This is a genomic window from Vibrio sp. 1457, from assembly GCF_033340195.1.
Classification (GTDB): Bacteria; Pseudomonadota; Gammaproteobacteria; order Enterobacterales; family Vibrionaceae; genus Vibrio; species Vibrio alginolyticus.
Genome location: NZ_JAWOWA010000004.1, coordinates 199123 through 220719, shown reverse-complemented (window position 1 = coordinate 220719; position 21597 = coordinate 199123). Strand labels below are relative to the sequence as shown.

Genomic DNA, 21597 nt, shown 5'->3' with positions numbered 1-21597 from the left:
GTAATTTAGGATTGTGATGGGAGAGGTGCTGTACAAGTTTGGTGCACAAATTCCCCAAAAGTGTGAATTCAGTCAAAAAAGTCCCCGCTGAACTGGCGAGGACTTTTTAAATTTGATTGTAAAGCTACAACTTACATTACACGCATCCCTGGTTGAGCGCCTTCGTGTGGCTCAAGGATCCACAGGTCGCTACCACCAGGGCCTGCCGCAAGGATCATACCTTCAGACATACCAAACTTCATCTTACGAGGTTTTAGGTTTGCTACCATTACCGTTAGCTTGCCTTCTAGCTCTTCAGGTTTGTAAGCTGACTTGATGCCAGAGAATACCTGACGAGTTTCACCACCGATGTCCAATTGGAACTTAAGCAGTTTGTTGGCTTTTGGTACTTCTTCACAAGAGATGATACGAGCGATACGCATATCTACTGCAGCAAAAGCGTCGAACTCAATCTCTTCAGCGATTGGTTCTTTGTCTAGCTCGGTTTGGCTAGCCTTGTTCTTTTCCGCTTCAGCTTTCTCTTTCGCCGCCATTTCTGCCGCCGCATCTTCTTTAGACGCTTCGATCATCGCTTCAACATTCTTCGGATCGATACGGTTGAACAGTGCTTTGAACTTAGTGATCTCGTGGCCTGTTAGTGGAGCAGCGATGTTTTCCCAAGTTAGCTCTTGGTTTAGGAACGCTTCAGTACGCGCAGCTAGCGATGGCATTACTGGTTTCAGGTAAGTCATCAGTACGCGGAACAGGTTGATACCGACAGAACAGATGTCTTGTAGTTCCTGATCTTTGCCTTCTTCTTTTGCTACAACCCACGGTGCTTTTTCATCAACGTATTGGTTAGCTTTGTCTGCCAATGCCGTGATTTCACGGATTGCACGACCAAACTCACGCGTTTCGTAAAGCTCAGCGATACGGTCAGCAGCAGCAACAAATTCGTTGTAAAGTTCAGGCTCTGCAAAGTTGTCAGACAGTTTGCCTTCAAAACGTTTCGCGATGAAACCTGCGTTACGAGATGCCAGGTTAACGATCTTGTTAACAACGTCAGCGTTTACGCGCTGAGTGAAGTCTTCAAGGTTAAGATCTAGATCGTCGATACGGCTGTTTAGCTTCGCAGCGTAGTAGTAACGTAGACACTCAGGGTCTAGGTGCTCTAGGTAAGTGCTTGCTTTTACGAACGTACCTTTAGACTTCGACATTTTCGCGCCGTTTACGGTTACGTAACCGTGTACGAATACGTTGTTAGGCTTGCGGAAGCCAGAACCTTCTAGCATTGCTGGCCAAAATAGGCTGTGGAAGTAAACGATGTCTTTACCGATGAAGTGGTACAGCTCTGCTGAGCTGTCTTTTTTCCAATACTCGTCGAAATCTAGGTCGTCGCGCTTGTCACATAGATTTTTGAAAGAGCCCATGTAGCCGATAGGCGCGTCTAGCCATACGTAGAAGAATTTGTTCTTCTCACCAGGGATCTCGAAGCCAAAGTATGGTGCATCACGTGAGATATCCCATTGCTGCAAACCAGACTCGAACCATTCTTGCATTTTGTTCGCTGTTTCAGCTTGTAGCGAGCCAGAGCGAGTCCACTCTTTTAGCATGCTTTCAAACTGAGGCAGGTCGAAGAAGAAGTGCTCTGAATCTTTCATTACTGGCGTCGCACCAGAAACCGCAGATTTAGGATTGATCAGTTCTGTTGGGCTGTAAGTCTCACCACAGTTGTCACAGTTGTCACCGTACTGGTCTTCAGACTTACATTTTGGACAGGTACCTTTTACGAAACGGTCCGGTAAGAACATCTCTTTTTCTGGATCGAACAGCTGAGAGATAGTGCGGCTAGAGATAAAGCCATTTTTCTTCAACTCAAGATAAATGTGTGACGCTAGCTCACGGTTCTCATCTGAGTGTGTGCTGTGGTAGTTATCAAAGCTGATATCAAATCCAGCGAAGTCTTTTTGGTGCTCTTCGCTAACTGCGGCAATCATTTCTTCAGGAGTAATACCCATCTGTTGCGCTTTAAGCATGATTGGCGTGCCGTGAGCATCGTCAGCACAGATGAAGTTTACAGTGTTGCCGCGTAGGCGTTGGTAACGAACCCAAATGTCCGCTTGGATATGCTCAAGCATATGACCAAGGTGGATCGAACCGTTAGCGTACGGAAGGGCACAAGTTACCAGCATTTTCCTTGACGGAAAGTTTTTTGGATCGTTTGCCATACTTAATATTCGCTTTTCTTGATAGGTATAAATAAATTTTGATGGATAATACTACCCCATGAACTGACTAACTCCAAGGTGTCAAACTGCGGAATGCCTTAGTTTTTTTGGGGTTCTGGTTGAGCCTGGACGGTGGTAGCATGACATCTAAAAGGAGGGCTTATGCATCAGTTCACTTCAAAACAAGATTTTTGTCACTGGTTTAACCAATTCCAACATCCACAGTTGGTGGAAAACTGGGCAGATATTCATGGCGCAATTTCGATTACGACACAGGGTTCTATTGATATAACGTTGCCATTCGCAAGTAATGAGCTTCAAACCGTACTGCATGACTGGATTAAACAGCAGCAAGCCTCGGGTAAAGTGGCTGAATTCCCATTTAATATTCGCCTTGGAGTTAAAGCTTTAGAAACTCAAGTGGCTAACTCGGTTAAGGGTGTTAAGAACATCGTTGCCGTCAGTTCTGCGAAAGGTGGCGTTGGTAAATCTACTACCGCAGTTAACTTAGCGTTGGCGATTGCTCAATCTGGGGCGAAAGTGGGATTGTTGGATGCAGATATCTATGGTCCGTCTGTACCTATGATGTTGGGGCAAGAAGATGCTAAACCAGAAGTTCGTGATGGCAAGTGGATGGAACCCATTTTTGCTCACGGCATCTATACTCATTCTATCGGTTATTTGGTGGATAAATCAGAAGCGGCGATATGGCGCGGTCCAATGGCTTCAAAAGCGTTGTCGCAGTTATTAACTGAAACAGATTGGCCAGATTTGGATTATTTGGTGATTGATATGCCGCCAGGTACGGGGGATATTCAATTGACTCTGTCACAACAAATTCCGGTAACAGGTAGCGTGCTAGTCACAACACCGCAAGATTTAGCCCTTGCCGATGCAAGGAAGGGAGCGGCAATGTTTAACAAAGTCCATGTCCCGGTTATTGGTGTTGTGGAAAACATGAGTTATCACATTTGTAGTCAATGTGGCGCGAAAGAGCATATTTTTGGTATGGGCGGAGCTGAAAAAATGTCGCAAGAATTTGGCTTAGCATTGTTAGGACAAGTTCCGCTTCATATCTCTATGCGAGAAGATATTGACGCTGGCGTGCCAACGGTAGCAAGACGCCCAGAAAGTGAGCATGCAGGGTATTATAAGCAACTTGCCGATCGCGTATGTAGCACGATGTTTTGGCAAGGCAAAGCAAAACCAGATGCGATTAGCTTTACAATGGTGAACTAAGTTTACTATGCCTGTTGGTTGATAATTGCACATTTTAACGTTTGCTCGGAGGTTAATCCTCTGAGCAGGCAGAAACTTATGACTAAACCCTAATTCCAACTAGTAACTATGGGGTGAACTCCCTATAATCAGGCAGTTTATCTTTTTATGTGACTAGAAATCATCATCGGGTGCAAACTAATGTCTGATAATAATCAATGCGTCATCGTAGGTATTGCTGGCGCTTCTGCTTCTGGAAAAAGTCTGATCGCGAGCACTATTTATAATGAGCTTCGCGCGAAAGTAGGCGATCATCAAATCGGTGTCATCACGGAAGATTGTTACTACAACGACCAAAGCCACCTAAGCATGGAAGAGCGAGTAAAGACGAACTACGATCACCCGAGTGCGTTGGACCACGACCTACTGTGTGAGCACCTAGAAAAATTGGTACGTGGTGAAGCAGTAGAAGTGCCTGAGTACAGCTACACTGAGCACACAAGAACAATTAACACCACCACAATGACACCTAAAAAGGTGATCATTCTAGAAGGTATCCTTCTTCTTACAGACCCTCGTCTTCGTGATTTGATGCATGCGACAGTATTTATGGACACACCGTTAGATATTTGCTTGCTTCGCCGTGTTAAGCGTGATGTGGAAGAACGAGGCCGAACTATGGAGTCTGTTCTTAAGCAATACCAACAAACAGTACGTCCGATGTTCATGCAGTTTATCGAACCTTCTAAGCAATATGCGGACATTATTGTTCCTCGCGGTGGTAAAAACCGTATCGCAATTGATGTATTAAAAGCTCACATTGCAAGACTTTTGAAAGCTTAAGCCTATAGACGGCTATATCGCTTTATTTTTAAGAGAAGAAGTGGCACCTTAAGTGCCACTTCTTTTTTTGTTTTTAAATTAGTCAGTTGCAGGTTAAAACCAGACATTTTTCACGCTTTTGTGGAACTGTCAGCGGTAAATGGAGTCTGCGCTTATAATTGTAAAAACACTCGAGCAAGGAAAAACAAATGAAGAAACTGCTCTTAATTCTAGCAATACCGATTGTGGTCATTTTGGTCGCAATTTTAGCGTTAACCATCTTCGTCAATCCGAATCAGTTTAAACCCCTTATTGTTGAGCAAGCGCAAAAGCAAACGGGATTAGAGTTGGTGATTGAAGGGGATATCAGTTGGCAATTTTTCCCATCGATTGGCTTTGAGTTGGGACATACAGAATTGCGAAACCCGCAAGGCTTTAGTAAACCCAATTTATTCAAAGTTGATACCGTTGGTGTAGACATCTCTGTTATGCCACTTTTTAGTCAACAGCTTGAAATTGGAAACGTCACGCTTGATGGTGCTGAGTTCTACATTGAAACCAAGAAAGATGGCAGCAAGAATATTGATGCATTGACGAAAGCCCAAACACAACAAGCAGAACAAGAGAGCAATACTGCGCCTACGCAAAATGGTGAAACGCAAACTTCTGGTTCTGATTGGAGTATTAATCTTGCTGGCGTTACGGTTTCTAACGGTTCATTAGAAATGCAGGATAAGCAAGCCGGTAGTTACACCAAACTTTATGATATTTCATTAAACCTTTCCGAATTCGCTTTTGACAACTGGACAACGGCTGATTTTGGCGTGAAGGGCGAAATGAACGACCAAAAGTTCACCGCGAAAGGTCAGGCAGACTTTAAGCTAGAAAAAGGTTTGGCAAACTACGCGCTAAAGAACATCAACTTTGATGCGACATACTCTGACCCTGCCAATAAAATTGAATCGGCAACGATCGGTTTAGACACGTTTGAATTCGATAAAGTAAATAACCTGACTTATGCCATTAAGGGTGACGCTGGTGGTATGAAGTTAGATATGCAGGGTGCTGGTCAACTTAGCGTGGACAAGGCTATCAGCAAAGTACAGTTGGATAAGTTAACTCTTAAATCGACTTTTGAGGGTGATGCTTTACCTCAGTCCCCAATGAAAGTCGACATGGTGTCTGATCTGTCTTTCGACCTAACGAAAAACCATCTGAGTTTTGTTCTAGAGAAGTTAACAGCGAATGCTATCGCCCTAGATGGTAAGGCAGATGTGACACTCGGTGATATTCCTAAAGTACGCTTTGCTCTCCATAGCCCCAATATCGATCTTGATGAGTTCTTAGGGTTAGATAAGCAAGCTGCCGAAGGTAATAAGCCTGCTTCTGGTGGCGAGAGTGCTCCTGCCGGACCTGAGGTTGAGCCTGATTTGTCTGCGTTGAAAGCGTTAGATGTAAAGGGTGACATTACTATCGACAAATTCAAAGCGGCAAATGCGAAGATGGAAGCGGTAAAAACGAGCTTCACTGTAAATCGTGGCGTGTTTGAGCTTACATCTTTTAGTTCGAAGTTGTACCAAGGCTCAATCTCAGCGACAGCGAAGTTAGATGCACGCCAATCACCAGCGACTTACAGTGTTAAAAAGTCAATCAAAGGCGTGAAAGTTCAACCGCTACTTATAGACGTTGCTGAAAACGACAAACTTGAAGGGACAGGTAACATTGATGTGAATGTTACAGGTAAGAGTCTCACGCCTACCGGTATCAAGAAGTATCTATCTGGTACGGTTGTTATCAATTTTGCTGACGGTGCGGTGAATGGCATCAACGTTGCTCAGTTGATTCGTGAAAACTATGCGAAATTTAAAGGGCAAAAAGTTGAAGGCACCAATGAAGCTAAGAAAACAGACTTCAGTGCGATGACGGCGACATTGAAACTCAACAAAGGTGTTGTATCAACGGATAATATGCAAGCTCAGTCTCCATTGTTACGTGTTCGTGGTAAAGGTACCGCAAACTACATCAATGAAACAGTCGACTTTACTATCAGCACGTCAGTTGTAGGTAGCCTAGAAGGCCAGGGCGGTAAAGATATAGATGAGCTGAAAGACATCACGATTCCAATCAATGTGTCTGGTAAGTGGGCAGAACCTAAATTCAAGCTCGTATTCGATGATGTTCTGAAGCAGAAAGCTCAGAAAGAAATCGATCGTGGCGTAGAGAAGCTAACGGACAAAATCAAAGACGAGAAAACCAAAGATGCGGTCGATGGTTTATTGAAGAATCTTTTCAACTAACCGTGCGTGAAAATCAAAAGGGTTGGCATTTTGCCAACCCTTTTTAAATTACTCTGCGAGTGTTACCAATCGACGCCTTTGAGGGCTTTTACGCCAGATTCAAATGCGTGCTTTACATTTTTCACTTCAGAAACGGTATCGGCCATTTCAATCAGGGTTCGATGTGCGCCACGCCCAGTAATAATAACCGACTGCATTTTAGGTCGGTTGCTCAGTGCTTCGACCACTTCGTCTAAGTCGATGTAGCCGTAGCTCACCATATAAGTTAGCTCGTCAAACAAGATGACATCGATAGAGTCGTCTTGCAGCATGCGTTTACATTCTTGCCATACGCCTTGCGCTGCTTCGGTATCAGCGGCTTTGTTTTGAGTTTCCCATGTAAAGCCGGTCGCCATTACTTGGAATTCAACGCCGAGTTTCTCAAGTAGGTTGCGCTCACCGTTGTCCCAAGTACCTTTAATAAACTGCGCGACAGCACAATTCAAACCATGACCCACTGCGCGTGCGATCGTACCGAATCCTGATGTCGATTTACCTTTACCATTTCCGGTAATGATCAGTAGCAGACCTTTTTCCTCTTGAGCAGCAGCGATTTTTGCGTCTACCTGTTCTTTGACTTTTTGTTGGCGAGCTTTATGGCGTGCTTCTTTATTTTCTTCGATAGACATAATACTTCCTTAATTCCTTTTCGTGCTGTGCCCAAGCTAATTTGGGTTCATTGATTTATCTCGCTATGATAGACCAACATATCGTGAAGAAAAACCACCGATAATTCAGGGAATAAAATGAAGAAAATACTTGTTGTTTGTATGGGAAACATTTGTCGGTCACCAACTGGAGAGGCAGTGTTAAGAGCGAAAGCTCAAAAGCTAGGCGTTGAAGTAGAGGTTGATTCGGCAGGTACAATTGGCTACCACGCAGGAAACCGACCGGATTCAAGAGCGATGGCAGCAGGAAAGCAGCGAGGTTATTCTTTTAAAGGAATGCAAGCGCGCCAAGTCACCATTGATGACTTTGAAAAGTTTGACCTTATATTAGCCGCAGATAAAGCAAATTTGGCCGATTTATTGGATATTTGTCCGTTGAAGTATCGACACAAAGTATCGTTATTTTTAAGTCATTCTGAGTCAGTTTACGACGAAGTCCCGGACCCATATTATGGTGGGGAAGATGGCTTTGAACTGGTGCTTGATTTAATCGAAGAGGCATCAGACGCAATTTTGAAGAAGCTATAATCACCGTACTTGAAGACAATAGAAAAAGGGATGAGCTCAGCTCATCCCTTTTTATTCGTGTTAACCCGCTAGTATGTCGGTTGCGACTTTGTAGCTTGGGTCTTCCTTCACGTTAATTTCAACCAAGCTGCCAGCTTTGTCCAAAAGTTTACGACAATCTGGGCTTAGGTGACGAAGGTGCAGCGTTTTACCTTGAGCATTGTAACGCTCAGCCAGTGTTTCAATGGCTTCAATTGCAGAGTGATCTGTCACGCGAGAGTCTGCAAAATCGACAATCACATCTTTTGGATCTTCAGGCGCGTTAAACAACTCCAGGAAGTTAGCCGCAGAGCCAAAGAAAATAGGGCCGTGAATCTTGTACTCTTTTGAACCTTCCTCGTTTAAGCACGTGTCGGCATAGATGTGCTTAGCGTGTTGCCATGCAAACATTAATGCAGAAACGATAACACCAACCGCTACGGCAACAGCAAGGTCAGTAAGAACAGTAACAACGGTCACAAGAACAATAACGAAGAAGTCTTGCTTCGGTACGCGGCGTGCTAGCTTAAATGTTGCCCATTCGAATGTACCAATGACAACCATGAACATCACACCAACCAGAGCAGCGAGTGGGATCATTTCAATTAGCGAAGAAGCGAATAAGATAAACATCAATAGAGCGATAGCCGCAACGATACCAGATAGACGGCCGCGACCACCTGAGTTTACGTTGATCATCGACTGACCAATCATCGCACAACCACCCATTGCGCCAAACACAGAACACGTCATGTTTGCCATACCTTGACCGATACATTCGCGGTTAGATTGACCACGAGTATTCGTCATCTCATCTAAAACTGTCAGTGTTAGTAGAGATTCAATTAGACCAATGGCCGCGAGAATGATCGCGTATGGAAGAATGATTTGTAGTGTCTCTAGTGTAAATGGTACCGCAGGAATAGAGAAGGTTGGTAGTGAACCTGCGAGTGTTGCAGCTTCATCACCAGACATTGTACGCAGGAAGTCAACAACAGTTCGAGTTTCCAGATCCAAGCCAACCACTAAAGCCGTCACCGTTACGATCGCAACAAGTGAAGAGGGTACAGCTGTTGTGATTTTTGGTAGAAAGTGAATGATTGCCATAGTCAGCGCAACCAAACCAAGCATTAGCAGCATCTGGTCTTGTGGTAGCCAAGTAAGCATGCCGTTGATGTCTGGCGCTTTAAACTGACCCAACTGAGCTAGGAAGATAACAATAGCCAGACCGTTCACAAAACCGATCATCACAGGGTGAGGTACGATACGGATGAACTTACCCAATTTAAACATACCAGCGGCAATTTGAAGAATACCAGCGAGCATGATGGCTGCGAATAGGTACTGGACACCGTGAGTCGCGACAAGCGAAACCATTACGACTGCCATGGCACCTGTTGCACCAGAGATCATGCCAGGACGACCACCGAAAATGGAAGTAATAAGACCAACGATGAATGCAGCGTAAAGACCGACCATCGGATCTACGCCTGCGACGAACGCAAATGCGACAGCTTCAGGAACCAATGCTAGCGCAACGGTTAGGCCTGATAGCACATCATTTTTTACGGAGTGCTTAGAAAATTGGGGAAATTCGAACATGTTTGTTTTTAAGTTCTCTTTGCAATGAGTTAAACCCGACACATATTCGTATTTGCACAAGCCACTGGAAGGTTGATTTTTAATCAAACATTGCAGTGTAAACCGTAGTATTAAAAGAGCAGCATCAGAATGGTGTCGAAAACTTGAGTCGGCGCATGCTACCGAAAAGTGTGATTAAGTTCAAGAATGATACGAATAATGGCGTACAAATGTGATCACGAATTGGTATTTATATGAACAATTTATTGGGCAAATATGAAGATAAAAAAGGCTACCAGATGGTAGCCTTTAATTTATTTATGCCGTTAAGCAGTTGAACGTAATGATTTAGCCTAGTTAAAGTTAGGCTTTGTCATCTCTGCCGATGCACGGTTTTTAGCCACTTGGCTACCAGCACCTTTAGCTTGGTAACGTTCGGTTTTGAACGGTGCTGCTGCAACCGTGATTTCGCGTAGCTCTTGAGGGCCAGGTGCTTTCGTCATCGGTGCGCTAGCGTTTAGCTTAGCCGCAACTTTAATGGCTTCGACTTTAGGCTCTGGTTTATCTACTGGCGCTTCGGCTGCAATCTCTTTTGCTGCTTCAACGATAGGCTCTTCAGCAGGTGCCGTTTCTACAATGGCATCAACCGGTTCAGCATGTTCAGTTACAGGAGTTTCAACGATAGGCTCTACCGATGCTGTTTCTACTACTGCCGATTCAGCTTTTTCTGCGATTACTGTTTCAACAACAGGTGCTTCTACTACTGGAGCTTCCACTTTCGCTTCAACGGTTTCTTGAACCTTGTGTTCAACAACTGGCGCATCTGTTACGACAGGTTGCTCGCGACGAATAATCACTTTACCCATTGCCATTTCTGGACAAGCAAAGCCACCTTGGATTGCAGGTACTGCTGCTACAGCTTCTTCCTTAACTCGCTCTTCCTTCTTAGGTGCTGGTTTCGGAATGTAACGTGGCATTACTTTACCCATAGCCATTTCAGGAGAAGCGACACCTCCCTTACGTAGGCGGAACGGGTTCGGGCGGCGATCACGGCCACGGCGACGACGCTGGCCGCTTGCGCGCAGGTGACGTGGCGAACGACGATTACGACGTTGCTTAGACTCTGCTTGCTTGTTGTCTTGCTGTGCCTCTACCGCTGCTTCTGTTGGCTTTTCAACTTTAGTTTCAACCGTTTCTTGAGTCTTAACCGCTGTTTCTTCGGCTTTCTTCTCAATCGCTTCTTGATCTTTAACGCGTACAGACTTGTTCAGTTTGCGACGTTGGCGACGCTCCTTCACTTTTTCTGCTTTCGCGTTTTGTTGCTTTGGTTTGCTCTCTTCTGGTTTTGTTTCAGTTCGAGCTTCCGCCGCTAGCTGCAGGCCTTTTTCCGCTACTTTTGCATTTGCTTTTTGCTCTTGGGCTTTGTCTGCTTGTTGAGCTTTAGGCTTACGCTTTTGGTTGCGGTTTTGCTGTTTATTGGTTTGTTGTTGAGCTTCGTTTTGCTCATTCGCTTGCTCATCACGAGGCTTACGACGACGTCGGTTATCGCGATTGTCGCGGTTATCACGATTATCACGATTATCGCGCTGGTTGTTATTGCGACGACGATCGTTGCGATCACGCTTATTACGTCGATTATCGCGATTTGGTTTTTTCTCTTCCTGAGGTTTCTGTTCTTCTTTTGTTTCTTCAGAACCACCGAATAGGAAGCTACCAAGTGCTTTAAACAGACGGCTGAACAATCCAGGTTTCTCTTCTTGTTCAACGTTTTGTTCTTTCTTCTTCGCCTCAGGAGCTGGTTTAGCTGCTGGTGCAGGTGCGGTTTGAGACGGAGCAGCAAAGCCTTTAAGAACTGGCTCTTCAATTCGTTTTGGTTTTACGTCAACTTCCGCTGGCTCTTTACCTTCTGCTTCTTTCATTGCTTCCAGTTTCTTAGGAAGTAAGTAAGAAATCAGATCGAACTCTTCGCCTTCACGAACACGGATAACTTCAAAGTGCGGTGTTTCCATATCAGAGTTAGGAACAACCGTAATTTTCACTTCTTGAATGCGTTCGATATGGTTTACTGAACGACGTTTTTCGTTCAATAAGTAAGAGGCGATTGGCACAGGTACGACTGCAAGTACTTGTGCTGTATTGTCTTTTAGCGCTTCCTCTTCAATTAAACGAAGTACAGAAAGTGCTAGAGATTCGTTGTCGCGAACGACACCAGTTCCGCTACAGCGAGGACAGATGTGATGGCTTGCTTCTGCAAGAGAAGGGCTCAAGCGCTGGCGTGACATCTCCAACAAACCAAAGCGAGAAATACGACCGATTTGTACACGAGCGCGGTCAAGGCGAACGGCTTCACGTAGACGGTTCTCTACTTCTCGTTGGTGACGAACTGGGGTCATATCGATAAAGTCGATAACCACTAAGCCACCTAAGTCACGTAGACGCAATTGGCGAGCAATTTCGTCGGCTGCTTCTAGGTTCGTGTTTAGAGCTGTTTCTTCAATATCGCCGCCCTTGGTTGCACGAGCAGAGTTGATATCGATAGACGTTAGTGCTTCAGTCGGGTCAATAACAATAGAACCACCAGATGGCAGACGCACTTCACGTTGGAAAGCCGATTCAATTTGGCTTTCGATTTGGTAGTGGCTGAATAGTGGAACTTCGCCTTCATATTTCTTAACGCGGTTAAGGAAATCAGGGCGCACCAATTGAATGTGCTCTTTTGCACGTTCGTAGATGGTGTTGCTATCAATTAAGATTTCGCCAATATCACGACGCAAATAGTCACGGATTGCACGAACGATAACGTTACTTTCTTGGTGGATTAAGAATGGAGCAGGGTTAGAGTCCGCTGCACCTTTGATTGCACCCCAGTGGTTAAGTAGTACATTCAAATCCCACTCAAGTTCTTCAGCACTCTTGCCAACGCCAGCAGTACGTACGATTAGGCCCATGCCCTGAGGCAGTTCCAAAGTACTTAATGCGGCCTTTAGTTGAGTACGCTCGTCACCTTCGATTCGACGAGAAATACCGCCAGCACGAGGGTTGTTAGGCATCAGAACAAGGTAACTACCAGCAAGAGAAATGAAAGTAGTAAGAGCAGCGCCCTTGCTTCCACGTTCTTCTTTTTCCACTTGAACGATAACTTCTTGGCCTTCCGTTAGCACTTCTTTGATGCTTGGACGACCTTGGTAGGTGTAACCTTCAGGGAAATATTCGCGGGCAATTTCTTTGAGAGGGAGGAAACCGTGACGCTCGGCGCCGTAATCAACAAATGCGGCTTCTAAGCTTGGTTCGATACGTGTGATACGTCCTTTGTAGATATTCGCTTTTTTAGATTCATGCCCTGGACTCTCGATATCAAGATCGAAAAGTCGCTGGCCATCAACCAGAGCGACACGCAACTCTTCTTTTTGAGTTGCGTTAATTAACATTCTTTTCATTGAAAATTCTCGTTGTCTTTTCTTTTATATCTTTCTTGTCGACTTGCCACTGTTTTTTCGCTCTTTCACGGTGCCTGATCCCATGGCTTGTATTTTGCAGCCTCCCGGCTGGAAGGGGATGCTCTCGGGCACTTCAGTCATCACAAGCCTCTTGTGGTTTCTGTTGGAAACGTAGACTTGTGACCCGCTATTTGGGCGGTAGGTACTCAACGTGAATATGCGAGGAGTAGGGTGGCAAGAGTGTTGAATTCGATGTGTCTCACGCCAATGCTGCACTCGACCTTCAACGATCTACTCACATTGCTTGAGGATAAATGATTGGTAATGAATAAAATGTAACCAAACCTTCCTTAGCAGCTGTGAACTATAGCAGTGCGCGTGGCTATCAGCAATCTGCTTTCACGCAAACGATAGAAAATTTGCCGCTAAACTCAAAATTTCTAATTTATAACTGGCTGTTTCATAAGCAATTGAGATGTGCAAACTGTTCAGGACAGAAAACAAATTGAGAACTTGATTGAGAGTTTTAATAATTTAAACAAAAGCTTGGCGAAATTTAGACCAGTATGTGTCACCGAGTGTTTCTTTTACGACAAGAATAATGTGAAGTCGCACGAAATTGAGTTTACAATACGGCTCATGAACGAAATAAGAACAAAAGTCCAGTTCGTCGACATTGACGAAGATATGGCGGGTCAGCGCATTGATAATTTTTTGCGCAACCAATTAAAAGACATTCCTAAAAGCATGATTTATCGAATTGTGCGTAAGGGCGAAGTGCGCGTAAATAAAAAGCGTATAAAAGCAGAGTACAAGTTAAAAGCAGGCGATCTCGTTCGTATTCCACCGGTGACCGTCGAGAAAAAAGATGACGATGTCGCACCAAGTACGAAACTTAACAAAGTCGCTGAGTTGGAAAATATGATTATCTTCGAAGATGATCATATGTTGATTCTAAACAAACCATCTGGCACCGCTGTGCATGGTGGCAGTGGTTTAAAGTTTGGTGCGATTGAAGCGCTTAGGGCTCTGCGACCTCAAGCTCGCTTTCTTGAACTTGTGCATCGTATTGACCGTGATACTTCAGGGATTTTGCTGGTTGCTAAGAAGCGTTCTGCACTTCGTCACTTGCAAGCCCAGTTTCGTGAAAAGACAGTAAAGAAGTTTTACTTAGCTCTTGTCATGGGGCAATGGAAAAGCAGTTGTAAGGTTGTGAACGCGCCACTGCTCAAAAACGAAGTGAACAGTATTGTTCGTGTTAACCCTAATGGTAAGCCGTCAGAAACGCGTTTTAAGATTTTGGAAAAGTTCGAACAAGCTACATTGATTCAGGCGAGTCCGATTACTGGTCGAACTCACCAAATCCGAGTTCATACGCAATACACTGGTCACCCAATCGCTTGGGATGATCGCTACGGTGATCGCCGCTTTGATGCTTATACAGGTCAAGTTGGTTTAGATCGTTTGTTCCTACACGCGGCAAACATTAAGTTCCAACACCCATCAAATGATGAGTGGATGGAAATCAACGCACCGATGGAACCGAAACTAGAAAAAGTGTTGGCGGGTTTAAGAAACGCGTAACCATGTTTTCCTCGCGGATGCAAAAGGGAGCCACAGGCTCCCTTTTATCGTATTTGGGTTAAAGGACATCGAGTCCTTGAACATGCAACATATCAATCAAATCAATCAATGGTAGTCCGACAAGTGTGTTCGGGTCTTTACCAACTAATTTCGTAAACAAACAAATTCCCATGCCTTCGGCTTTAAAGCTGCCTGCGCAGTAAAAAGGTTCTTCCCTGTCGACGTAGCGTTCGATTTGTTCAAGCGTTAAATCTCTAAAGTGCACCTCGAAAGAATCAAAGCCGACTTCTGTATGGTTTGTGACGGTGTTATGTACTGCAAGACCAGTATAGAAAGTGATGACTTTTCCACTTTGAGCCAAAAGTTGATTTATCGCGTTATCTCTATTTAAAGGCTTGCCAACGATTTCACCATTAATGACACAAACTTGGTCACTGCCGATAACTAAACTTGCTGTATCCGTCTGGCAAGATATTGCTTTCTCTTGGGCCAGTCTCTGCACAAGTTCAGTTGGCGTTTCTTGGTCAAAAGGTGTTTCATCGCAATCAGGTGATAAACAAACGAATGGTAGTGAGAGCTTTTCAAGCAGTTGTTTACGAAAAGGGGAAGTTGAGGCTAAAACCAGTTGGTAATTTTTCATTTTGAATTACAATTCGTGGGAGCATTTCCAATAGGATAATCGATCAAAAATGATTCTGGCTAATGCTCTGTATGTTAAGCGTAAAAAAGTACAACTTTTTTGCCTTTTTCTTTGACTAATTTTGATTTGGAAGATAATATTCGCGCCCTATGCAAAAGGTAAAAATACCGCGAACGGTTGACCCAGCTAAAGCTGCACAGAAACGATTGGATTACGATGGCATCATCCAAGCTAGTCTTTTCAAGCGCTTAGTGGAAACAACTGAAGGCGTAAAACGCGACGCAGAAGTCTCATTGTCATTTGGGATGGATGAACAGCGACTCGTTGTTATCTCTGGTAAAGCTAACATCGAAGTCGATTTAGAGTGTCAGCGTTGTAATGAGGTATTCGCACATGAGTGCGAAGTTGAATTCCTTTCTACTCCTTACTACGGTGAGAAAACAGAACAGGAAGCACCAGAAATTTATGATTTGGTAGATCTAAATGAATATGGTGAATTAGACCTCATACAACTTGTTGAAGACGAGTTCATCTTAGCATTACCTCAAATTGCGATGCACGATGAAGCGGATTGTAGCGTTGATTCAAATAACATGGTTTTTGGTGAGATTCCTGAAGAAATTGAGGAAGAAAAACCGAATCCATTCGACGTTTTGAAAAGTCTGAAAAAGTAATAGGTGTGGTAGCCGATTCTTCTTCAGGTTTTTAACCCAATAGTATAGGAGTAGGGTCAATGGCCGTACAGAAAAACCGTAAAACTCGTTCTAAGCGCGGTATGCGTCGTTCACACGATGCGCTAACTACAGCTGCTCTATCTGTAGACGCGACTTCTGGTGAAACTCACCTACGCCACAATGTAACTGCTGAAGGTTACTACCGTGGTCAAAAGGTTATCAACAAGTAAGGTTGAACCTTTGCAAAGTATTACCGTTGCACTTGATGCAATGGGCGGGGATTTCGGTCCACGCGTAACAGTGCCTGCCGCCGTGCAGGCACTGTCTCATTTCCCAGAGCTAAAAGTGATTCTTATTGGTGATCAATCTCTGATCACGTCTCAATTATCTCAACTCGGTACCTCGACCAGTTCCCGCTTGACTATTCTTCACAGCGAGAAAGTTATCTCGAACTCAGAAAAACCTTCATTGGCGTTACGTAATAGCCAAAATAGTTCTATGCGTATGGCTATCGATTTGGTTTCTGAGCAGAAAGCGGATGCTTGTGTTAGTGGTGGCAACACCGGTGCATTAATGGCACTATCGCGTTTCATTCTTAAGTTACTTCCTGGCATTGAACGTCCTGCTTTAGTTTCCGCTTTACCGACGATTACCGGAAAGCGCACTTGGATGCTAGATCTGGGGGCGAATGTATCGTGCGATGCTGATAGCTTGTTCCAATTTGCTGTAATGGGCAGTGCATTAGCTGAAGAACACTTGGGTCGTCCTCCTCGCGTTGCTGTACTCAATATTGGCGCAGAAGAGATTAAAGGTAACGATTTAGTCAAACGTTGCGCAGAAATGCTTTCTCAGACCGATGCGATTAACTTTGTCGGTTATATTGAAGGTAATCAAATTTTGCATGATGTTGCGGACGTCATTGTTTGTGATGGATTTGTCGGCAACGTATGCTTAAAAGCCAGTGAGGGAACAGCTCAACTTTTTATCGAAAAAATTAAAACCAGCATAATGGCATCAACGATAAAGGGTTGGATAGCTAGAAAGTTGTTTTCTAGGCTGTTTAATGAACTAAAAACACTGAACCCCGACCAGTATAACGGCGCAAGTTTGCTAGGATTGCGCGGCATTGTCATAAAAAGCCATGGAAGTGCGGATGTATCTGCGATTGTCAATGCACTTGGCGAGGCAGTACACGAGGTCAAACGACAAGTACCAAGCCGTATTAGCGATCGTTTGGAAGCGGTTTTACTCGAGAGGCATTATTAGTCTTCATGTATAGCAAAATTTTAGGTACTGGCAGCTACCTGCCATCTCAGGTGCGTACAAACGCAGATCTAGAGAAAATGGTAGATACAAGTGATGAGTGGATCGTTGCTCGCACGGGTATTAAAGAGCGTCGAATTGCTGCAGAAAACGAAACTGTAGCAGACATGGCATTCTACGCAGCTGAAAACGCTATCGATATGGCGGGTATTGATAAAAACGATATCGACCTGATTATCGTAGCCACAACGAGCAGTAGCCATACTTTCCCTTCATCTGCGTGTCAGGTGCAGGCAAAGCTTGGCATTAAAGGTTGTCCAGCTTTTGACTTAGCCGCTGCTTGTTCTGGTTTTGTGTACGCATTATCTGTTGCAGACCAACATATCAAATCTGGTATGTGCAAAAACGTACTTGTGATTGGTTCAGATGCTTTGTCTAAAACGTGTGATCCGACAGACCGTTCAACCATCATCCTATTTGGTGATGGTGCCGGAGCCGTTGTCGTAGGCGCTAGCCAAGAGCCTGGCATTATCTCTACCCACATATACTCGGATGGTCAATTCGGAGAGCTTCTAAGCCTACCTGTACCTGTGCGGGGGCAAGATGCGGATAAATGGCTTCATATGGCTGGGAACGAAGTATTCAAAGTCGCTGTAACTCAGCTATCGAAACTAGTAAAAGATACGCTTGAAGCCAACAACATGCATAAGTCTGAACTAGACTGGCTAGTGCCGCACCAAGCGAACTACCGCATTATTTCAGCGACAGCGAAGAAACTTTCGATGTCACTAGACCAAGTCGTGATTACACTTGATAAACACGGCAACACATCAGCTGCAACTGTGCCAACAGCACTAGATGAAGCGGTACGTGATGGTCGTATTAAACGCGGTCAAACTCTGCTTCTTGAAGCGTTTGGCGGCGGATTCACTTGGGGCTCGGCCCTTGTGAAGTTCTAAGTTTCACAAGAATTCAAAATTTAAGGTGCACTTGGTGCATCTTATTTCTTTTTACTTTGCTTAAAGGAAAACAACATGAGCAAGTTTGCTATCGTATTTCCAGGTCAAGGTTCTCAAGCTGTAGGTATGCTTGCAGAACTAGGCGAACAATATGACGTGGTAAAACAAACATTTGCAGAAGCATCTGACGCACTAGGTTACGATCTATGGGCGCTTGTTCAAAATGGACCTGCAGAAGATTTAAACGAGACTTTCCGTACTCAACCAGCTTTGCTAGCTTCATCTGTTGCAATCTGGCGTGTATGGCAGGAACTTGGCTTAGAGCAACCAGCAAACCTAGCCGGTCACAGCCTAGGTGAGTACTCAGCACTTGTATGTGCGGGTGTTATCGACTTTAAAGAAGCCATCAAGCTGGTTGAATTACGTGGTCAACTTATGCAAGAAGCAGTACCAGCTGGTACTGGCGCAATGTACGCGATTATCGGTTTGGCTGATGATGCGATTGCAAAAGCGTGTGAAGACGCAGCGCAAGGCGAAGTGGTCTCTCCAGTAAACTTTAACTCGCCTGGTCAAGTCGTTATCGCTGGTAGCAAAGACGCAGTAGAGCGAGCTGGTGCGCTATGTAAAGAAGCTGGTGCGAAGCGTGCGCTTCCTCTTCCTGTTTCAGTACCTTCACACTGTGCACTTATGAAGCCAGCAGCGGAAAAACTTGCTGTAGCTCTTGAGTCTATCGAATTTAACTCACCACAGCTGCCAGTTATCAACAACGTTGATGTGGTTGCTGAGACAGATCCTGCAAAAATCAAAGATGCGCTTGTTCGTCAGCTACATAGCCCAGTTCGTTGGACTGAAACAGTTGAACTGATGCACGAACAAGGCGTAGAAAATCTTCTTGAGCTTGGTCCTGGTAAAGTTTTAACAGGTCTAACAAAACGTATCGTGAAAACGCTAACTGCAGCAGCAGTGAATGATATCGCATCGCTAGACGCTGCGAAGTAATCCATAAAGCGATAAATTTGCGATAAGAAAAGGAAACACAACATGATGAATCTAGAAGGTAAGATCGCGCTAGTTACCGGCGCAAGCCGTGGTATTGGCCGCGCGATCGCGGAACTTCTTGTCGAGCGAGGTGCTACGGTTATCGGTACTGCTACTTCTGAAAGTGGTGCGGCTGCTATCAGCGAGTATCTTGGTGATAACGGTAAAGGCTTAGCGCTTAACGTGACTGATGTCGAGTCTATCGAAGCGACATTAAAAACGATCAACGAAGAATTTGGTGTGATCGATATTCTGGTGAATAACGCTGGTATTACTCGTGACAACCTATTGATGCGCATGAAAGATGATGAGTGGAACGACATCATCGATACCAACCTAACGCCAATCTACCGCATGTCTAAAGCGGTTTTACGCGGTATGATGAAAAAACGTGCGGGTCGTATCATCAACGTAGGCTCTGTTGTTGGTACCATGGGTAATGCTGGTCAAACTAACTACGCAGCAGCGAAAGCGGGCGTGATTGGTTTTACTAAATCAATGGCTCGTGAAGTTGCGTCTCGTGGTGTAACAGTGAACACTGTTGCTCCTGGTTTCATCGAAACTGACATGACTAAGGCACTAAATGATGACCAACGTGCGGCAACATTGTCGAACGTGCCAGCAGGTCGTTTAGGTGACCCACGTGAAATTGCATCAGCAGTAGTTTTCCTTGCTTCTCCTGAAGCAGCGTACATTACTGGTGAAACTTTGCATGTAAATGGTGGCATGTACATGGTTTAATGCGACAGTTTATGCAAAATAAGCTATTTTACATTGTGAAAAATAGCCTATAGTTGCAGTTAACTGTCATGAACTTGTCATGCTTATGCGCAAGATTTGTGCATGATTTAAGTCAAAAATGTATTGAAATTCGGTTAAATTCGCTAATTTTGTGGTTTGACCAGCAAGGACCCCCTTGCAACTTTCAATAGTTCGAATAAACTACGGAATCATCGCATTAGGCGAAATCTGTAAAGGAAAAGAAAAATGAGCAACATCGAAGAACGCGTAAAGAAAATCATTGTTGAACAGCTAGGTGTAGACGAAGCAGAAGTTAAAAACGAAGCTTCTTTCGTTGACGATCTAGGTGCTGATTCTCTAGACACTGTAGAACTAGTTATGGCTCTAGAAGAGGAATTCGACACTGAGATTCCTGACGAAGAAGCTGAGAAGATCACTACTGTTCAAGCTGCAATCGACTACGTAAACAGCGCTCAGTAATTAGCTCTCCCAGGCGGTCTCCTAGACCGCCTGTGTTCTTTCTAACTTCTTCTATCCTCTCATAGAAATATTCAATTCCCGGAGAATTATATCGTGTCCAAGCGTCGTGTAGTTGTCACTGGCATGGGTATGTTGTCACCGGTAGGCAACACAGTAGAATCATCTTGGAAAGCCCTGCTAGAAGGTCAAAGTGGTATCGTAAATATCGAGCACTTTGATACTACGAACTTCTCAACTCGTTTTGCAGGTCTTGTTAAAGATTTCGATTGCACAGAGTACATGTCTAAAAAAGATGCTCGTAAGATGGACCTTTTCATCCAGTACGGCATTGCAGCGGGTATTCAAGCTCTTGATAACTCTGGCTTACAAATTACCGAAGAAAATGCGGCTCGAGTTGGTGTTGCTATCGGCTCAGGCATTGGCGGTCTTGACCTTATCGAAACTGGCCATACTGCATTAGTAGACAAAGGCCCTCGCAAAGTTAGCCCATTTTTTGTTCCTTCGACCATTGTAAACATGGTTGCAGGTAACCTATCTATCATGCGTGGTCTTCGTGGTCCAAATATCGCGATTTCTACCGCATGTACTACTGGCCTGCATAATATCGGCCATGCAGCACGTATGATTGCCTACGGCGATGCAGATGCGATGGTTGCTGGTGGTGCAGAAAAAGCTTCTACGCCTCTTGGCATGGCTGGCTTCGGTGCAGCTAAAGCGCTATCTACTCGTAATGAAGAGCCTCAAAAAGCGTCTCGCCCATGGGATAAAGGCCGTGATGGTTTTGTTCTAGGTGATGGTGCTGGCATGATGGTGCTTGAAGAGTACGAACACGCAAAAGCACGTGGCGCGAAGATTTACGCAGAACTGGTTGGTTTTGGTATGTCTGGTGATGCTTACCACATGACATCTCCAAGCGAAGACGGCTCTGGTGGTGCACTTGCGATGGAAGCGGCGATGCGTGACGCTAACATCACAGGTACTCAAGTAGGTTATGTGAATGCTCACGGTACTTCTACTCCTGCTGGTGATGTTGCAGAAATCAAGGGCGTGAAACGTGCTCTTGGTGAAGAAGGTGCGAAGCAAGTTCTTGTGTCTTCAACTAAGTCGATGACGGGTCACCTATTAGGTGCTGCTGGCTCTGTTGAAGCAATTATCACGGTTATGTCTTTGGTTGACCAAATTGTTCCGCCAACCATTAACCTTGATGATCCAGAAGAAGGTCTAGACATCGACCTTGTGCCGCATACAGCGCGCAAAGTTGAAGGTATGGAGTACGCTATCTGTAACTCGTTTGGCTTTGGTGGTACAAACGGTTCTTTGATCTTCAAGAAGTTCGCTGAGTAACACTATCTAACCTAATTTAGACAAGCGAAACTTGTATTCTAACGGCTCGATGCTTAGCA

General features: G+C 44.7%; 18 protein-coding genes. 13 read left to right on the top strand and 5 right to left on the bottom strand.

Annotated features, from left to right (window positions below; all coding sequences use genetic code 11):
• Positions 1–131 precede the first annotated feature (131 nt).
• Complete coding sequence (gene metG, locus R7Z41_RS06240) at positions 132–2207, bottom strand: methionine--tRNA ligase (RefSeq protein ID WP_005387290.1); 2076 nt, start codon at positions 2205–2207, stop codon at positions 132–134.
• Positions 2208–2369: 162 nt separating this feature from the next.
• On the opposite strand from metG, the gene apbC reads away from it, so the two are divergent.
• The 3 genes from apbC to R7Z41_RS06225 all read left to right on the top strand — a co-directional run bounded on the left by apbC (position 2370) and on the right by R7Z41_RS06225 (position 6544).
• Positions 2370–3446 (top strand): iron-sulfur cluster carrier protein ApbC, encoded by a 1077-nt coding sequence (gene apbC / locus R7Z41_RS06235; RefSeq protein ID WP_206970742.1) that lies wholly within the window; start codon positions 2370–2372, stop codon positions 3444–3446.
• A 180-nt stretch (positions 3447–3626) separates the two neighbouring features.
• Positions 3627–4268, top strand: a complete 642-nt coding sequence (gene udk, locus R7Z41_RS06230) for a uridine kinase (RefSeq protein ID WP_005380833.1) — start codon at positions 3627–3629, stop codon at positions 4266–4268.
• 188 nt (positions 4269–4456) lie between these two features.
• Entirely contained in the window at positions 4457–6544 is a 2088-nt protein-coding gene (locus tag R7Z41_RS06225) for an AsmA family protein (protein WP_136976690.1), read from the top strand.
• A 62-nt stretch (positions 6545–6606) separates the two neighbouring features.
• Here the strand turns inward: R7Z41_RS06225 and cobO are convergent, their stop codons facing one another.
• Positions 6607–7212: a cob(I)yrinic acid a,c-diamide adenosyltransferase gene (cobO, locus tag R7Z41_RS06220; protein ID WP_005380837.1), complete on the bottom strand. Its 606-nt coding sequence runs from the start codon at positions 7210–7212 to the stop codon at positions 6607–6609.
• 117 nt (positions 7213–7329) lie between these two features.
• Here cobO and R7Z41_RS06215 point away from each other — a divergent pair, with 117 nt between their 5' ends.
• Complete coding sequence (locus R7Z41_RS06215) at positions 7330–7779, top strand: low molecular weight protein-tyrosine-phosphatase (RefSeq protein WP_053304232.1); 450 nt, start codon at positions 7330–7332, stop codon at positions 7777–7779.
• A 60-nt stretch (positions 7780–7839) separates the two neighbouring features.
• On the opposite strand, the gene R7Z41_RS06210 is transcribed toward R7Z41_RS06215, so the two are convergent.
• Both R7Z41_RS06210 and rne read right to left on the bottom strand, forming a co-directional pair.
• On the bottom strand, positions 7840–9399 hold the full coding sequence (locus R7Z41_RS06210; RefSeq protein WP_005380840.1) for a SulP family inorganic anion transporter: 1560 nt from the start codon (positions 9397–9399) through the stop codon (positions 7840–7842).
• A gap of 332 nt (positions 9400–9731) precedes the next feature.
• Positions 9732–12815: a ribonuclease E gene (gene rne, locus R7Z41_RS06205; protein ID WP_136976688.1), complete on the bottom strand. Its 3084-nt coding sequence runs from the start codon at positions 12813–12815 to the stop codon at positions 9732–9734.
• Positions 12816–13454: 639 nt separating this feature from the next.
• Between rne and rluC the strand changes: the two genes are divergently transcribed.
• Entirely contained in the window at positions 13455–14399 is a 945-nt protein-coding gene (rluC, locus tag R7Z41_RS06200) for a 23S rRNA pseudouridine(955/2504/2580) synthase RluC (protein WP_021033985.1), read from the top strand.
• 58 nt (positions 14400–14457) lie between these two features.
• Here the strand turns inward: rluC and R7Z41_RS06195 are convergent, their stop codons facing one another.
• Positions 14458–15039, bottom strand: coding sequence for a Maf family protein (locus tag R7Z41_RS06195; protein WP_170893526.1), 582 nt, complete (start codon positions 15037–15039; stop codon positions 14458–14460).
• Positions 15040–15188: 149 nt separating this feature from the next.
• Between R7Z41_RS06195 and yceD the strand changes: the two genes are divergently transcribed.
• The 8 genes from yceD to fabF all read left to right on the top strand — a co-directional run bounded on the left by yceD (position 15189) and on the right by fabF (position 21538).
• Positions 15189–15713, top strand: a complete 525-nt coding sequence (gene yceD / locus R7Z41_RS06190) for a 23S rRNA accumulation protein YceD (RefSeq protein ID WP_005387307.1) — start codon at positions 15189–15191, stop codon at positions 15711–15713.
• A 59-nt stretch (positions 15714–15772) separates the two neighbouring features.
• Positions 15773–15943 carry a 50S ribosomal protein L32 gene (gene rpmF / locus R7Z41_RS06185; RefSeq protein ID WP_005396978.1) on the top strand — a complete coding sequence of 57 codons (171 nt, stop codon included), beginning with the start codon at positions 15773–15775 and terminating at the stop codon, positions 15941–15943.
• Positions 15944–15953: 10 nt separating this feature from the next.
• Entirely contained in the window at positions 15954–16979 is a 1026-nt protein-coding gene (gene plsX / locus R7Z41_RS06180; protein ID WP_017633846.1) for a phosphate acyltransferase PlsX, read from the top strand.
• A 5-nt stretch (positions 16980–16984) separates the two neighbouring features.
• Complete coding sequence (locus R7Z41_RS06175; RefSeq protein WP_017821385.1) at positions 16985–17935, top strand: beta-ketoacyl-ACP synthase III; 951 nt, start codon at positions 16985–16987, stop codon at positions 17933–17935.
• A gap of 75 nt (positions 17936–18010) precedes the next feature.
• On the top strand, positions 18011–18934 hold the full coding sequence (gene fabD / locus R7Z41_RS06170; RefSeq protein ID WP_005387313.1) for an ACP S-malonyltransferase: 924 nt from the start codon (positions 18011–18013) through the stop codon (positions 18932–18934).
• A gap of 45 nt (positions 18935–18979) precedes the next feature.
• Positions 18980–19714 (top strand): 3-oxoacyl-ACP reductase FabG, encoded by a 735-nt coding sequence (fabG, locus tag R7Z41_RS06165; RefSeq protein ID WP_031781117.1) that lies wholly within the window; start codon positions 18980–18982, stop codon positions 19712–19714.
• Positions 19715–19960: 246 nt separating this feature from the next.
• The gene (gene acpP, locus R7Z41_RS06160) at positions 19961–20194 is read left to right on the top strand and encodes an acyl carrier protein (RefSeq protein ID WP_004406112.1); all 234 of its coding nucleotides are present in this window, start codon (positions 19961–19963) and stop codon (positions 20192–20194) included.
• 93 nt (positions 20195–20287) lie between these two features.
• The gene (fabF, locus tag R7Z41_RS06155) at positions 20288–21538 is read left to right on the top strand and encodes a beta-ketoacyl-ACP synthase II (protein ID WP_005372948.1); all 1251 of its coding nucleotides are present in this window, start codon (positions 20288–20290) and stop codon (positions 21536–21538) included.
• The last annotated feature ends 59 nt before the right edge of the window (positions 21539–21597 follow it).